At 58.9% G+C, this 14,859-nt stretch carries 13 protein-coding genes; 3 read left to right on the top strand and 10 right to left on the bottom strand.

Translation table 11 applies throughout. The features are described 5' to 3' along the window. Nucleotides 1-60: 60 nt before the first annotated feature. Both G5367_RS19190 and G5367_RS19185 read left to right on the top strand, forming a co-directional pair. Nucleotides 61-690, top strand: coding sequence for a DUF2268 domain-containing putative Zn-dependent protease (locus G5367_RS19190; protein WP_317113389.1), 630 nt, complete (start codon nucleotides 61-63; stop codon nucleotides 688-690). Between the two features lie 54 nt (nucleotides 691-744). Continuing rightward, the gene (locus G5367_RS19185; protein ID WP_421244975.1) at nucleotides 745-1,197 is read left to right on the top strand and encodes an NUDIX hydrolase; all 453 of its coding nucleotides are present in this window, start codon (nucleotides 745-747) and stop codon (nucleotides 1,195-1,197) included. Nucleotides 1,198-1,237: 40 nt separating this feature from the next. Here G5367_RS19185 and G5367_RS19180 read toward each other — a convergent pair whose 3' ends face one another. Then, nucleotides 1,238-1,918, bottom strand: a complete 681-nt coding sequence (locus tag G5367_RS19180; RefSeq protein WP_421244974.1) for a TetR/AcrR family transcriptional regulator — start codon at nucleotides 1,916-1,918, stop codon at nucleotides 1,238-1,240. Nucleotides 1,919-2,114: 196 nt separating this feature from the next. On the opposite strand from G5367_RS19180, the gene G5367_RS19175 reads away from it, so the two are divergent. Further along, complete coding sequence (locus G5367_RS19175; RefSeq protein WP_421244973.1) at nucleotides 2,115-4,046, top strand: amidohydrolase; 1,932 nt, start codon at nucleotides 2,115-2,117, stop codon at nucleotides 4,044-4,046. 614 nt (nucleotides 4,047-4,660) lie between these two features. Here G5367_RS19175 and G5367_RS19170 read toward each other — a convergent pair. From G5367_RS19170 to sdhC, 9 genes are all read right to left on the bottom strand, one after another. Continuing rightward, nucleotides 4,661-5,161 (bottom strand): TIR domain-containing protein, encoded by a 501-nt coding sequence (locus tag G5367_RS19170; RefSeq protein WP_421244972.1) that lies wholly within the window; start codon nucleotides 5,159-5,161, stop codon nucleotides 4,661-4,663. Between the two features lie 146 nt (nucleotides 5,162-5,307). Next, the gene (gene sucD / locus G5367_RS19165; protein WP_005346088.1) at nucleotides 5,308-6,180 is read right to left on the bottom strand and encodes a succinate--CoA ligase subunit alpha; all 873 of its coding nucleotides are present in this window, start codon (nucleotides 6,178-6,180) and stop codon (nucleotides 5,308-5,310) included. Then, nucleotides 6,180-7,346 (bottom strand): ADP-forming succinate--CoA ligase subunit beta, encoded by a 1,167-nt coding sequence (gene sucC, locus G5367_RS19160; protein WP_005346090.1) that lies wholly within the window; start codon nucleotides 7,344-7,346, stop codon nucleotides 6,180-6,182. The genes sucD and sucC overlap by 1 nt, the downstream gene beginning before the upstream one ends. Before the next feature lie 104 nt (nucleotides 7,347-7,450). Further along, nucleotides 7,451-8,638, bottom strand: a complete 1,188-nt coding sequence (odhB, locus tag G5367_RS19155; protein ID WP_421244971.1) for a 2-oxoglutarate dehydrogenase complex dihydrolipoyllysine-residue succinyltransferase — start codon at nucleotides 8,636-8,638, stop codon at nucleotides 7,451-7,453. Between the two features lie 33 nt (nucleotides 8,639-8,671). Continuing rightward, nucleotides 8,672-11,482, bottom strand: coding sequence for a 2-oxoglutarate dehydrogenase E1 component (gene sucA / locus G5367_RS19150; RefSeq protein WP_106843815.1), 2,811 nt, complete (start codon nucleotides 11,480-11,482; stop codon nucleotides 8,672-8,674). A 115-nt stretch (nucleotides 11,483-11,597) separates the two neighbouring features. Continuing rightward, complete coding sequence (locus G5367_RS19145; RefSeq protein WP_005333549.1) at nucleotides 11,598-12,314, bottom strand: succinate dehydrogenase iron-sulfur subunit; 717 nt, start codon at nucleotides 12,312-12,314, stop codon at nucleotides 11,598-11,600. Between the two features lie 16 nt (nucleotides 12,315-12,330). Continuing rightward, the gene (gene sdhA / locus G5367_RS19140) at nucleotides 12,331-14,097 is read right to left on the bottom strand and encodes a succinate dehydrogenase flavoprotein subunit (RefSeq protein WP_139478038.1); all 1,767 of its coding nucleotides are present in this window, start codon (nucleotides 14,095-14,097) and stop codon (nucleotides 12,331-12,333) included. Nucleotide 14,098: 1 nt separating this feature from the next. Further along, nucleotides 14,099-14,443, bottom strand: a complete 345-nt coding sequence (sdhD, locus tag G5367_RS19135; RefSeq protein WP_005346100.1) for a succinate dehydrogenase, hydrophobic membrane anchor protein — start codon at nucleotides 14,441-14,443, stop codon at nucleotides 14,099-14,101. Further along, nucleotides 14,437-14,814: a succinate dehydrogenase cytochrome b556 subunit gene (gene sdhC, locus G5367_RS19130; protein WP_005346101.1), complete on the bottom strand. Its 378-nt coding sequence runs from the start codon at nucleotides 14,812-14,814 to the stop codon at nucleotides 14,437-14,439. Before sdhC ends, sdhD begins: the two co-directional genes overlap by 7 nt. Nucleotides 14,815-14,859 lie beyond the last annotated feature (45 nt).

Here is a 14,859-nt window from a genome sequence, read left to right as displayed (position 1 = left end):
TATGGCGCCGCGACCACGCAAGTGGCTCAGCACTCTCTTTCAATAGACAAGGATGTCTGGATGCAACTCACCCTGTTAAACGACTCGGGCAAATTCGATGGGCTCGATGACACCATTAGGCACGTTTTTGCCGAGACGGCGCACAAATTGAATGCCTTGTTCGATCTCTCCCAACTGGATGTCACCTTCAGCCCTTTTGCCGAGGGGGATGCTCCCGATTCGGGTATCGGTGGCTGGGCCATCAACATGTATCGGATAGAACTCCAACTAGATCTGGAACGGCCTGATATCAAAGAGGTGATCATCACCGAATTGCCTGCCGTGCTGGCCCACGAAGTCCACCATATCGTGCAAAAGAAGAACAAGGTGGAAGCAGAAACACTGGCCGAAAACCTGATTTTTGAAGGGCTGGCCTGCTACTTTGAGCAGAGGTTCAATGGCGGCACACTCCCCTCGCTGTTCAAGGAGTCTCATCACCATGACTGGCAATCGCTCCTGGCAGAGATGACGCCCCATCTATCCAGCAAGCAGTTCAACTTTTTAGACTTTTTCTACTGCCGTGATAACCGGCCATTTCCCAAATATGCCGGTTACTGGGTGGGGTTCAATCTGGTGGCCAACTATCTGGCCAAAAATGGACTGAATGAAATAGAGGTCATGGGCCTACCCACCGAGGCGTATTTCAATTAACACGCCTTCACACTGTTCATGGCTATCACAGAGCCCAAATCCGGAGAGAAGATCATGATCCCCATTCGCTGCAAGGCCGTCTCTGGCGTTGCCCTCACCACTGTCGATGGCGAAACAAAATTGCTGGTGATGAAGCGGGTCAAGGGAGGCTTCTGGTGCCATGTGGCGGGCACGGTGGAGGCGGGTGAAACCGGCTGGCAGACCATTATTCGGGAGTTTGGCGAAGAGACGGGGATCCGGGTCACCGAGCTCTACAACGGCCAGTATCTGGAGCAGTTTTACGAGGCGAGCCTGAATACGGTGGAGGTGGTACCGGTCTTTGTGGTCTATTGTCCGCCCAATCAGGCGGTGACCCTCAACGACGAGCACACCGAATATCGCTGGTGTTCCCTGGCCGAAGCCAAGGCGCTGGTGAGTTTCCCGGGTCAGAAGGCGCTCTACGGCCATATCTGGCACCACTTTGTCGACAACGCCCCCTCTCCCCTGATGCGGGTCGCGCTCGGCTGATGCATGCCGGGGCTGCGCGGCATGGTGGATGCTTGCAGTATTACTCGTTGGTCCCAACCAGCAGCGCAGGCATTCCCTGCCACACCCGTTCGGGGTCGGGCTCGGCAATAGCGGCGGCGATCAGCTGCTCGCTCCAGTGACGATGCAGCAACCACATCCGCTGGCCCACCTCGCCATCGGCCTTGGTACACTGCTTGGTGACATCGGCGGTGCGATAGAAGTAGCGCACCAGACTCGTGAGCTCGGCCTCCGGCCAGCGGCAGCCAAAGTCGCGCAGCAGGGATGACCAGAAGTCAATCTGGCGCCGCTCGTGCTCCTGCTCGACCACGTGCAGTTCGGGGATGAGATCCATGGCGTGCCACAAGGCACCATAGCCGACAAAGCGACGATCAAGCTCTTCAAGCGCCAGATCCAGCAGCACCAGCACGTGCGGCCAACTGGTCGCCTGGGTTCGGATCTGCTCTTGCGCCTCACAGATAGCTGCCAGCCACCCCATAGCGAGACGGCAAATGATCGCCTCCTTGTTGGGATAGAGGTGGTAGAGCGATTTGATCCCGACACCGGCCCGATCAGCAATGGCATTGGTGTTGAGGGCGGCAAAACCTCGCTCCTGCAGCAACAGCAGGGTGGCCTGTTCAATGCGACTTGCCACCTCCTGACTGCGCTGCTGCCGGGGCTGACGCCGCATATGCAGGGCGGCAGGCACTCGTTGTTCTGACATCTTCTCTCCTTCGAACCACTGAGGTCCCCTCTTTGCCCGGGTCACGACCGGTAGTGGCTCATTGACATCCATGAGACAAGGTAAACAAAAAGTTAAATAAATGCAGTAATTACTGGATTTTTTCAGAATAGCTGCAATAAACATATCTGCTCAGATCTGCAGTAATTACTGCATTTAACCCAAGGAGAGCAGTGCAATGGATAGCAAACATACCTCAACCCGATTTGGCATCACCCTCCTGTTGGCCGCAGGCCTGCTCGGTGGCTGCCGAAGTGACACCAATGATACGAATGGGGCAACGACCCTCTATCTCAACGGCAAGATCCACACCCAGGATGGGCAGCGTCAGGTAGCCGAGGCCATGATGGTCAGTGACGGCCAGTTTATCTATGTGGGCAACCAGGAGGGGGCCGAAGCGCTCAAGCACCCCACCACCCGGGTGGTGGATCTGCAAGGCCGAATGGTACTGCCCGGCCTGCATGACAACCATATCCATCTGCTCGGTACGGTGGCGCTGGACATGTGCGATCTCGATGGCAAACCCGTCACTCTGGATCAGCTGGCCGCCAAGATCAGCACATGCCTGCCCCGCTATGCGGCCAAACCGGGGGAGTGGCTGGTAGTCAACCAGTGGTCTCCCTACGAGGGCAATACGGCAACCGCCAGCCATGCCACCCTGCTGGCAGCCCTCGATGCCGCCGCCCCCGACAATCCGGTGGTGCTGGCCGGGGTCGATGGCCATGCCAGTGCCTACAACTCCCGCGCCCTTGCCATGGCGCAGGATAACGACGGCAACACAATCGGCTTCAATGGAACTACGCTGGCCCCCGGCGGGGTCTTCGAGCCCTTTATCCCCTATGTCGACCTGACCAGCGGAGTGGTGCGTGACACGGCCCGCAGCGCCATTCCAGTGCCCGATAGTGGCGTTCTGAGCGCCAGTGATGAGCAGGCAGCCAGCCAATACGACCAGACCCTGCCCGCCATTGCCGAGCTGATGGCCTCTCGCGGTATCACCAGCATTCAGGATGCCTGCGCCACCGACTTTATCCGCCAGCGACTACTCACCATGCAGTCACGGGACCTGCTGCATATGCGTGTCACGGCCGCCACCTGCTTTAGCGATGATGATTATCAGGGCAAACTCGATATAGAGGGGCATCTTGCCAAGGCCAGCCAGGTGAGAGAATCCTTTGCCAACAACCCGCTGATCAAGGCCGATGCGGTCAAGATCTTCCTCGACGGTGTGCTGGAAGGGGATCCCTTCACAACCCCCCCCTTCCTGCCCAATGCCGGCATGCTGGCAAACTACCACACCCCCCATCTGGCCAGAGACCCGGCTACCGATGAAGTGACCATCACAGCCGACAGCGAGGAGTCCGGCAACAACGGGATCGTCAACTACCGGGAGGCCGACCTCACCCGCTATATAGGGGCGCTGGACAAGGCAGGCTTCAGCATCCATATGCACAGCATCGGTGATCGCACCACCCGCACGGCGCTGGATGCCCTCACCGCCGCCCGCGCCAGCAACGGTGATAGCGGCATTCCCCACACCCTGGCCCACCTACAGGTGGTCCATCCCGATGATCAAAAACGGCTCGGCGAGCTTGGGCTCTACCTCACCTTTACCTATGCCTGGACCTCCCCCCAACTGGCCTACGACATGCTGGTTGCCTCCTTTATCCAGCCGACCCGGGTGGGCCAATCCCTGAGCGATGCCCTCTATGATCCCCTCGGCTATCTGCACGGAGCCCTCTACCCGGTCGAGAGTTCGCGCAAGGCGGGCGCCATACTGGTCGCTGGCAGCGATGCCCCGGTCGACAGCCGGGATCCCCGCCCCTTCGAAAATATGGCGACCGGGATCATCAAGGCTCCCCAAAGCGGCGATGATTATCGCGCCAGCCAGCGCATCACCCTTGACGAAATGCTGGCGGCCTACACCATCAATGGCGCCCGCGCGGTACGCCAGCAGGCTATCAGCGGCTCGATCGAGGCGGGCAAATCGGCCGACTTTATCGTGCTGGATCGGGATCTCTACCAGCTGGTCGCCGCCGGCAAGCCGGAGCAGATCGCCGATACCCAGGTAGTCCAGACCGTCTTTCGCGGGCAGACGGTCTTTAGCCAATAGGGTTCATGCGATAAGACGAGTGTGAGGATCTCGGCGACAGGGAGCTAAGCACATATACCGCCAGACCCGCGCCTTGTAACAGCAAAATGCCGACCTCCGGGTCGGCATTTTTAGTTCGGGGAGTCATAGCCAGCCTTGATGGCAAGGTGCGCGGTGCAAGGGTCGATAAGCGGGAGCTAACCCATGTTCGGCTTGGTACTTTGCCTCAAATCGGAGGGGCATTGGCAACCAGCGTGGCCAGCTGGCTTTCCCAAACGGTGGCAAGATTGATTCACCAGCGCAACAGCATCCGCCAACTTGGTTGCAACAGCGTAACAATCTTGGGCTGTTGGATTCTGCCTGTAGACAAAGGCTGTGGCATACTAAGCCCCCCGATCGTCTGAATACGCTTCGCTATTCGGCCCCACGGGTTGCCACTCAGGGCGATACGTGATTTGTAGGTTGGCGCAGAGCGTAGCGAAGCCCAACAGGCGAGTATGATTACGCCAACCAGAGCGGGATAAACAAGGATGTGGCTAAGCCGTGAACAGATTGACAGGCATATTTCACGGTAAACGTTGGGCTTCACTTCGTTCAGCACCAACCTACCATTTTGAGCCCAACATACGACCTGATCACCAACTGCTAATTGCGTAACCACATGCCTTGAGCTCTTTAGATACTGCAAGTTTCCAGCCACCAGCGGCATCTAAGTCCACATATACTACGCCACTGATGTCATTTGGAGTTTCAATTTTTCCCTTAACCAAGGCACAAACATTTTCCCTACCGAATTTTGCCATCAGGTAGCCATGTTCAAAAACAACATTTTGTCGAGCTCGGCTTTGAGGCGGAGTTTTTGATTCATGCACACCTCTACCAAGATCACAGGGCGTATATAAAATGAGAGCAAAGTCAGCATCGTTTGAATAATGCTCAATCTTCTCAATGATTGTCATCCCTGAACTAGCTTGCTCATGAAGTATGATTGCTTTAAGGCCTAGACTTTCTATGAAACGGCTAACTTCATATTTAGCTTCATTATCCCTGCCATGAACAATAAATACATTTCTTTTATTTCTAGCTATAGGTTCATTTATTCCGCCTAAGACCTTGCCTTGATTTTGTAATGGCACTGACACACCGATATTACCAAACCCGTAAGGTCAAACTGTAAAGCATATTCTAACTTACAGAAATAAAGATGACGGCTTCAAATCGTGAGTAATAAAAAAGCCGCCCATTGGACGGCTTTTTATTAGAGATAACGGGCTAACAGAAATTACCAGCCGGTGACTTCGCGCAGGGCCTTGCCGATATCGGCCAGGGAGCGGACGGTTTTCACGCCAGCATCTTCCAGCGCGGCAAACTTCTCGGCGGCGGTACCCTTGCCACCGGAGATGATGGCACCAGCGTGGCCCATCCGCTTGCCGGGAGGCGCGGTAACACCGGCGATATAGGAGACCACCGGCTTGGTGACGTGGGCCTTGATATAGGCGGCCGCGTCTTCTTCGGCGTTGCCGCCGATCTCGCCGATCATCACGATCGCTTCGGTCTGCGGGTCGTTCTGGAACATCTCCAGAATGTCGATAAAGTTGGAGCCCGGGATGGGGTCGCCACCGATACCGACGCAGGTGGACTGGCCAAAGCCCTCGTCAGTGGTCTGCTTGACCGCTTCGTAGGTCAGGGTGCCGGAGCGGGAGACGATGCCCACCTTGCCCGGCTTGTGAATGTGGCCCGGCATGATGCCGATCTTGCACTCACCCGGAGTGATCACGCCCGGGCAGTTGGGGCCGATCATCCGCACGCCGGTCTCTTGCAGCTTCACTTTGACGTCCAGCATATCCAGCGTCGGGATGCCTTCGGTGATGGTGACAATCAGCTTGATGCCCGCGTCGATCGCTTCCAGGATCGCATCCTTGCAAAACGGTGCCGGCACATAGATGACGGTGGCGGTGGCGCCGGTCGCTTCGACGGCGTCACGGACGGTGTTGAACACCGGCAGGCCCAGATGGGTGGTGCCGCCCTTGCCCGGGGAGACGCCGCCGACCAGTTGGGTGCCGTAAGAGAGCGCCTGCTCGGAGTGGAAAGTCCCCTGACCGCCGGTAAAGCCCTGGCAGATGACTCGGGTGTCCTTGTTGATCAGTACGCTCATCAGTTGGCCTCCGCTGCTTTGACGACTTGCTGCGCGGCATCGGTCAGACTCTTGGCCGCAATGATGTTGAGGCCGCTCTCGGCCAGCTTGATACCACCCAGCTCGGCGTTGTTGCCTTCCAGACGGACCACGACGGGCACCTTGACCCCCACTTCCTTGACCGCACCGATGATGCCTTCCGCGATCATGTCGCAGCGCACGATGCCGCCAAAGATGTTGACCAGCACCGCTTTGACGTTGCTGTCGGAGAGGATGATCTTGAACGCCTCGGTCACGCGCTCCTTGGTGGCGCCGCCGCCGACGTCAAGGAAGTTGGCCGGCTTGCCGCCGTGCAGGTTGACGATATCCATGGTGCCCATGGCCAGACCCGCGCCGTTGACCATGCAGCCGATGTTGCCATCGAGGGCCACATAGTTGAGCTCCCACTGGGCAGCGTGCGCTTCGCGGGGGTCATCTTGCGACGGGTCGTGCATCTCGCGCAGCTTGGGCTGACGATAGAGGGCGTTGGCGTCGATGTTGATCTTGCCATCCAGGCAGTGCAGGTTGCCCTGCGCGGTGATCACCAGCGGGTTGATCTCCAGCAGCGCGAAATCGCAGTCGAGGAACATCTGACCCAGACCCATGAAGATCTTGGTGAACTGTTTGATCTGATCGCCGACCAGACCCAGTTTGAAGGCCAGCTCGCGCGCCTGATAGGGCTGCGGGCCAACCAGCGGGTCCAGGGTGGCCTTGTGGATCAGATGGGGGGTTTCGTGGGCGATCTTCTCGATGTCCACGCCACCTTCGGTAGAGGCCATGAAGACCACGCGACGGGAGCCACGGTCAACCACGGCGCCCAGGTAGAGCTCTTTGGCGATGTCGGTGCAGGATTCAACCAGGATCTTGGTGACCGGCTGGCCGTTGGCGTCAGTCTGGTAGGTCACCAGATTCTTGCCCAGCCAGTTCTGGGCGAAGGCACGGATCTCGTCCTTGCTCTTGGCCACTTTCACACCGCCCGCCTTGCCGCGACCACCGGCGTGTACCTGGCATTTGACGACCCAGGTATTGCCGCCAATCTTGTCGGCCGCTTCGGCCGCTTCCTGCGGGGTAGCACAGGCATAACCTTCGGAGACCGGCAGGCCATACTCGGCAAACAGCTGTTTTGCCTGATATTCATGCAGATTCATAGATGCTCTATCCGTGTTGTAGGTATTTCCGTCCGGGGCTCGTGTTTCTCAATCCCCTGTGAGTGGGGGCCTCGGGGGCCCCTCGTTATCTTTCAGTTGGTTGCTCAGACGTCCAGCAGCAGGCGGGTCGGATCTTCCAGCAGCTCCTTGACGGAGACCAGGAAGCCTACCGATTCGCGCCCGTCGATGAGACGGTGATCGTAGGAGAGGGCCAGGTACATCATCGGCAGGATCTCGACCTTGCCGTCAACGGCCATCGGGCGATCCTGGATCTTGTGCATGCCCAGAATGGCGCTCTGGGGCGGGTTGATGATCGGGGTGGACATCAGGGAGCCGAACACACCACCGTTGGTAATGGTGAAGTTGCCACCAGTCAGCTCATCCACGGTCAGTTTGCCGTCGCGGCCCTTGCCCGCCAGATCCTTGATGGCCTTCTCGATGTCGGCAAGGCTCATGTTGTCGCAGTCGCGCAGTACCGGCGTCACCAGACCACGAGGGGTGGAGACGGCGATGCTGACGTCGAAGTAGTTGTGGTAGACGATGTCGTCACCATCCAGCCCGGCGTTCACTTCCGGATAGCGCTTGAGGGACTCCACTACCGCCTTCACGTAGAAGGACATGAAGCCGAGCTTGATGCCGTGCTTCTTCTCGAAGATCTCGCCGTACTGCTTGCGCAGATCCATGATGGGCTTCATGTTGACCTCGTTGAAGGTGGTCAGCATGGCGGTGGTGTTTTTCGCTTCCAGCAGACGCTCGGCAATGCGCTTGCGCAGACGGGTCATCGGCACCCGCTTCTCGCTGCGACCGGCCAGTGCGGCAACCGGCGCGGCCTGAGCGGCAGCAACCGGAGCAACAGCGGCAGGCTTGCTCAGCGCCTTGATGTAGGCTTCCACATCATCCTTGGTGATGCGACCGCCCTTGCCGGTACCGGTCAACTTGGCAACGTCGATGTCATGCTCGCCAATCAGGCGACGCACCGAGGGGCTCAGGCCATCGGCGCCATCATCAGCAACAGCTTCAACCGGTTTCTCTTTGGTCTCTTCACCCGCTACCGGGGCGGCGGTGAGGATGGCAATCAGTTGACGGGACAACACGGTCGCCCCTTCCCCTTGCAGAATATCCCCCAGCACACCCGCTTGCGGGGCCGGCACTTCCAGCACCACCTTGTCGGTCTCGATGTCGACCAGTACTTCGTCACGGGCGACCAGATCGCCCGGTTTTTTGTGCCAGGTGGCGATAGTGGCATCGGCCACTGATTCCGGCAGATCCGGTACCTTGATTTCGATAGTCATCAAATCAGTTCCTTGTTACTTCTTGTTCAGGGCTTAGGCCAAAGTAAGAGCATCTTCCACCAAGGCTTTCTGCTGCTTGGCATGGACGGACATGTAACCAACCGCTGGCGAGGCGGACGCAGGGCGACCGGCATAACGCAGGGTGGCACCGGCTGGCAACACGCCATCATAGTGGTGACGGGTGCAGTACCAGGCGCCCTGGTTCTGCGGCTCTTCCTGACACCAGACAAAGTCGGTGACATGGCTGTAATCGGCCAGAATGGCGCGCACTTCCTCTTCCGGGAAGGGGTAGAGCTGCTCGATCCGCACCAGTGCCACATCTTGCTGCTCCGCCTTGCGACGGGCATCGAGCAGGTCGTAGTAGACCTTGCCGGAGCAGAACACCACACGCTTGACTGCTTTCGGATCCAGCGCATCGATCTCGCCAATGGCATTCTGGAAAGTACCTTCCGCCAGCTCTTCAAGCTTGCTCACCGCCAGCGGGTGGCGCAGCAGGGATTTGGGCGTCATCACGATGAGCGGACGGCGCATCGGGCGCACTACCTGACGACGCAGCATATGGAATACCTGTGCCGGGGTAGAGGGCACGCACACCTGCATGTTGTGCTGGGCACACATCTGCAGATAACGCTCCAGACGGGCGGAGGAGTGCTCCGGCCCCTGCCCTTCGTAACCGTGCGGCAGCAACATGGTCAGGCCGCACATCCGCCCCCACTTCTGCTCACCGGAGGAGAGGAACTGATCCACCACGACCTGGGCGCAGTTGGCGAAGTCGCCGAACTGGGCTTCCCAGATGGTGAGGCCGGCCGGCTCGGCGCTGGCGTAGCCATATTCAAAGGCCAGAACCGCGTTCTCGGTCAGTACCGAGTCGTAAATCTCGAACGGCCCCTGCTCGTCGTGCAGGTTGCACAGCGGGGTGTAGGTGCTGGCGTCGGTCTGGTTGTGCAGCACGGCGTGGCGATGGAAGAAGGTGCCACGGCCGGAGTCTTCACCGGTAAAACGGATGCGGGACCCCTTGTCCACCAGAGTGGCGTAGGCCAAGGTCTCAGCAAAGCCCCAATCCACCAGCTTCTCGCCGGCGGCCATCAGACGACGGTCTTCGTAAATCTTCTCGACCTGACGCTGCAGCACGTGGGTCGCCGGATACTGGCTCACCCGCTCGCCGAGGGCTTTGAGGTGATCCATCGGCACTGTGCTGTCATAGGCCATGTTCCAGTCGTGACCGAGATAAGGGGTCCAGTCGACAGAGTGCAGCTCCATCGGCCGCCACTCCTTGCTCACCCGCTCGCCGCGATCCAGCGCTTCGCGATACTCGTTGACCAGTTCGGTCGCCCGCTCCTGAGCGAGGCTCCCCTCTGCCACCAGCTGATCGGCGTAGATCTTGCGTGGAGTCGGGTGCTGCTTGATCTTCTGGTACATCAGCGGCTGGGTCGCGCTCGGCTCATCCGCTTCGTTGTGACCGTGACGACGGTAGCAGACCAGCTCGATCACCACGTCGCGTTTGAAGGTGTTGCGGTAATCCAGCGCAATCTGGGTCACCAGCACCACGGCTTCCGGATCATCGCCGTTGACGTGCAGCACCGGCGCCTGCACCGCCTTGGCGATGTCGGTGCAATATTCGGTGGAGCGCAGGTCACGGATATAGGAGGTGGTGAAACCAACCTGGTTGTTGATGACGATGCGCACCGTCCCGCCGACGCCATAGGCACGGGTCTGGGACATGTTGAAGGTCTCGGCCACCACACCCTGACCGGCCATGGCCGAGTCACCGTGAATGGTGATGGGCAGCACGCTGGAGCCATCCTTGTCACCGCGACGATCCATCCGGGCACGAACCGATCCGATGACCACAGGGTTGACGATCTCGAGATGAGAGGGGTTGAACGCCAGCGCCAGGTGCACGTTGCCACCTGGGGTGGCGAAGTCGGAGGAGAAGCCCATGTGGTACTTCACGTCACCCGTGCCCCAGGATTCGCCGTGCTTGCCGGCAAACTCGTCGAACAGATCCTGCGCCCGTTTACCGAGCACGTTGATCAGCACGTTGAGGCGACCACGGTGGGCCATGCCGATAACGGCCTCTTTGCAGCCCTGCTCACCGGCGCGACGGATCAGCTCCTTGAGCATGGGGATCATGGCGTCGCCACCTTCCAGGGAGAAGCGCTTGGCTCCCGGGAACTTGGCACCCAGATATTTCTCCAGCCCTTCGGCGGCGGTCAGGCTCTCGAGGAAACGGGTCTTCTCTTCGAGGGTGTAGCTCCCCTTCCCTTCAATGGATTCGAGACGCTGTTGCAGCCAGCGCTTCTCTTCCGTGGAGGTGAGGTGCATGTAGTCGGCGCCGATGGAGCCGCAATAGGTCTTCTTCAGCGAGGCGTAGAGGTCGGAGAGCACCATGGTCTCGCGACCGATGGCGTAGGAGCCCACATTGAAGGTGGCCTCCATATCTGCGCCCTGCAGGTTGTGGAACGCGGGATCCAGTTCGGCAACGGTTTCACGCTGCCACAGGCCCAGCGGGTCCAGATTGGCATTCTGGTGACCACGGAAACGGAAGGCGTTGATCAGCTGCAATACCCGCACCTGCTTGGCATCCACTTGCGGATCGGAGACGGGGGCACTGTAGCGAGAGGGATCCTTGGCCAGACGACGGAAATAATCGCGGACCTGGGAGTGGGGTTGTTCAACCGCATGGCCATTGACCTGGGGCAGCTCGCTAAACAGGCTGCGCCACTCGTCGGACACGGAGTCAGGATTTTCCAGAAAGGATTCGTACAAATCCTCAATATAGCTTGCATTCGCACCAGCCAGGTGAGATGACTCCAACCAGGCCTTCATCACGCCGTTATGCATTTCTATCCCTTGTACTTCTTGTTACTGCTGCGCAGCTTATAGGGGTCAAATAGCCATCCTGCCACGGGTGGGATGGCTATCCAGAGGTCGGGCCAGCACCTGGCCGGCCCTGATACTAAACAGCCCGATTGAGCAACATCGACTTGATCTGGCCAATCGCCTTGGTCGGGTTCAAGCCTTTCGGACAGACGTTCACGCAGTTCATGATGCCATGGCAGCGGAACACGCTGAAGGCGTCGTCCAGATTCCCCAGTCGTTCGGTGGTCGCGGTGTCGCGGCTGTCAGCCAGCCAGCGGTAGGCGGCGAGCAGCCCGGCCGGACCGATGAACTTGTCGGGATTCCACCAGAAGGAGGGGCACGAAGTGGAGCAGCAGGCACAGAGAATGCACTCGTACAGGCCGTCAAGCTTGGCGCGCTCTTCGGGGGATTGCAGGTGCTCACGCACCGGCGGCAACTTGTCATCATTGATGAGGAAGGGTTTGACCTTCTCCCACTGGGTGTAGAACTGGGTCATGTCGATCACCAGATCACGGATCACCGGCAGGCCGGGCAAGGGGCGGATAACGACGTTATTGCCCTTCTTCAGCAGGTCGGAGAGCGGGGTGATACAGGCAAGACCGTTCTTGCCATTCATGTTGAGACCGTCTGATCCACAGACCCCTTCGCGGCAAGAGCGGCGGAAGGCGAGCGTGGGATCCAGCTCTTTCAACTGGATCAGTGCGTCGAGCACCATCATGTCGGAACCTTCAGGAATATCAAGACGATATTCCTTCATATGGGGGACGTTATCAACATCCGGATTGTATCTGTAGACAGAGAATGTGACGTTCATAGGGCTGGCTCCGCAATCAGTAAGTCCGGACCTTGGGCGGAAACGCCTCACGGGTCTTGGGTGACATGTTGACAGCGCGACGGGTCATGGACTCGGTGTCCGGATGATAGAGGCTGTGGCACAGCCAGTTCTCATCGTCGCGATCCGGGAAGTCGAAGCGGCAGTGAGCACCGCGACTCTCGGTACGGAAGTTGGCGGCAACCGCCGTGGCAAACGCCGTCTCCATCAGGTTGTCCAGCTCCAGGCACTCGATGCGCTGGGTGTTGAACTCTTTGGAGGTGTCATCCAGACGGGCTGACTTGAGGCGCTCGCGGATAACCTTGAGCTCGGCCAGCCCTTCTGCCATCGCCGCACCTTCGCGGAATACGGAGAAGTTGTTCTGCATGCAGCGCTGCAGGTCTTTGCGGATCTGCACCGGGTCTTCCCCGTCACGGCAATTTTCCCAGCGGTTGAAGCGGGACAATGCGGCATCCAGATCCGACTCGGAAGCATCACGGCCGTGCTCCATCTCGCCCAAGGTGTTGACCAGATGCATGCCGGCAGCGCGGCCGAAGACCACCAGATCCAGCAGGGAGTTGCCACCCAGACGGTTGGCACCGTGTACGGAGACGCAGGCAATCTCGCCCACCGCAAACAGACCGACCACCGGCACGTCGTTGCCGTTCTTGTCCTGAGTCAGGCATTGGCCATTCACGTTGGTCGGTACGCCGCCCATCATGTAGTGGCAGGTCGGGATGATCGGAATCGGCTCTTTGACCGGATCCACGTGGGCGAAGGTGCGAGAGAGCTCGCAGATGCCCGGCAGACGGGATTCCAGCACCTCTTTGCCGAGGTGATCCAGCTTGAGCTTGATGTGCGGGCCCCAGGGGCCGTCGCAGCCACGGCCTTCACGGATCTCGATCATGATGGAGCGGGCCACCACGTCGCGACCGGCCAAGTCCTTGGCGTTCGGGGCGTAACGCTCCATGAAGCGCTCGCCATCTTTATTGAGCAGATAGCCGCCTTCACCACGGCAGCCTTCAGTTACCAGCACCCCGGCCCCGGCGATGCCGGTCGGGTGGAACTGCCACATCTCCATGTCCTGCACGCCGACGCCGGCACGCAGCGCCATGCCGACGCCGTCACCTGTGTTGATGTGGGCGTTGGTGGTGGACTGGTAGATACGACCGGCACCGCCAGTCGCCAGCACGGTGGCCTTGGCCTTGAAGTAGACCACTTCACCGCTCTCCATATCGATGGCGGTACAACCCACCACATGGCCATCCTGGTTTTTCACCAGATCCAGCGCATACCACTCGGAGAAGACGGTGGTCTTGTTCTTGACGTTCTGCTGATAGAGGGTGTGCAGCAGGGCGTGACCGGTACGGTCGGCGGCCGCTGCGGTACGAGCAGCCTGCTCGCCACCGAAATTCTTGGACTGACCACCAAACGGACGCTGGTAGACAGACCCGTTGTCGAAACGGGAGAAGGGCAAGCCCATGTTCTCCAGCTCATAGATAGCCTCGGGGCCGGTTTTGCACATGTACTCGATGGCCTCCTGATCACCGATGTAATCGGAACCTTTTACCGTGTCATACATGTGCCACTGCCAGTTGTCATCGTGGGCATTGCCCAGCGCAACCGTGATACCGCCCTGAGCGGAAACAGTGTGAGAACGGGTTGGAAAAACCTTGGACAACAGAGCGCAGCTCTTGCCGGACTGGGCAATCTGCAACGCGGCGCGCATACCGGCACCACCGGCACCAATCACGACCGCATCAAATTCACGAGTTGGAATAGTCACCTTACACACCCCACAGCACGACGAAACCCGTCATCAGATAGACAAACAGCACCACGACCAGGGCAAATTGCAGCGCCCCGCGTAGCCCTACCGGCTTGATATAGTCGGTCAACACCTGCCACAGACCGATCCAGGCATGGATCAGTACGCACAGCAGGGCCAACAGGGTGAACACCTTGGTGAAGGTGTTGGCGAAGAAACCTGTCCACACCTCAAAGGTGATGTCGTTGAACGCGACAAAACTCACCAGATAGAGGACATAGCAGGTCATGATGAGGGCGGTGGCGCGGATCAGGATGTAATCATGAACGCCGCTACGCCCGAATGTTGCAGAATTGGTTACCATACAAGCACTCCCGCCAATACGGCCAGGATCGCGGTGATCACGAAGGCCACACGGGCACTCTGATTACCGGATTCCAGCTCTTCCCAATAGCCCATGTCCATGACCAGATGACGCAAACCGCCCACAATGTGGTAAGCCAGCGCAGTCAGGATCCCCCACAGCACGAATTTGACCAGGAAGTTGTCCATGATGGACACCACTGTCTCAAATCCTTCGGGAGAGGCGAGTGAAGTGCCAAGCATCCACAGCAAGATGCCCAGTGCCACAAAGGTAATGACCCCTGAAACACGGTGCAGGATGGAGGCGATGGCAGTGACAGGAAAGCTGATCGTTTGTAGGTCGAGGTTGACCGGTCTCTGTTTGTTTTTCACGCTTGCCCACTCAGCTCTATTGAGCACGTTAGTTATTGTTTTAAC

Origin of the sequence: Aeromonas sp. 604282 (assembly GCF_049170575.1) — a bacterium.
GTDB classification, from domain to species: domain Bacteria; phylum Pseudomonadota; class Gammaproteobacteria; order Enterobacterales; family Aeromonadaceae; genus Aeromonas; species Aeromonas veronii_A.
The sequence above is the reverse complement of the archived record's forward strand: the minus strand, read 5'-3'. Positions and strand labels throughout refer to the sequence as shown.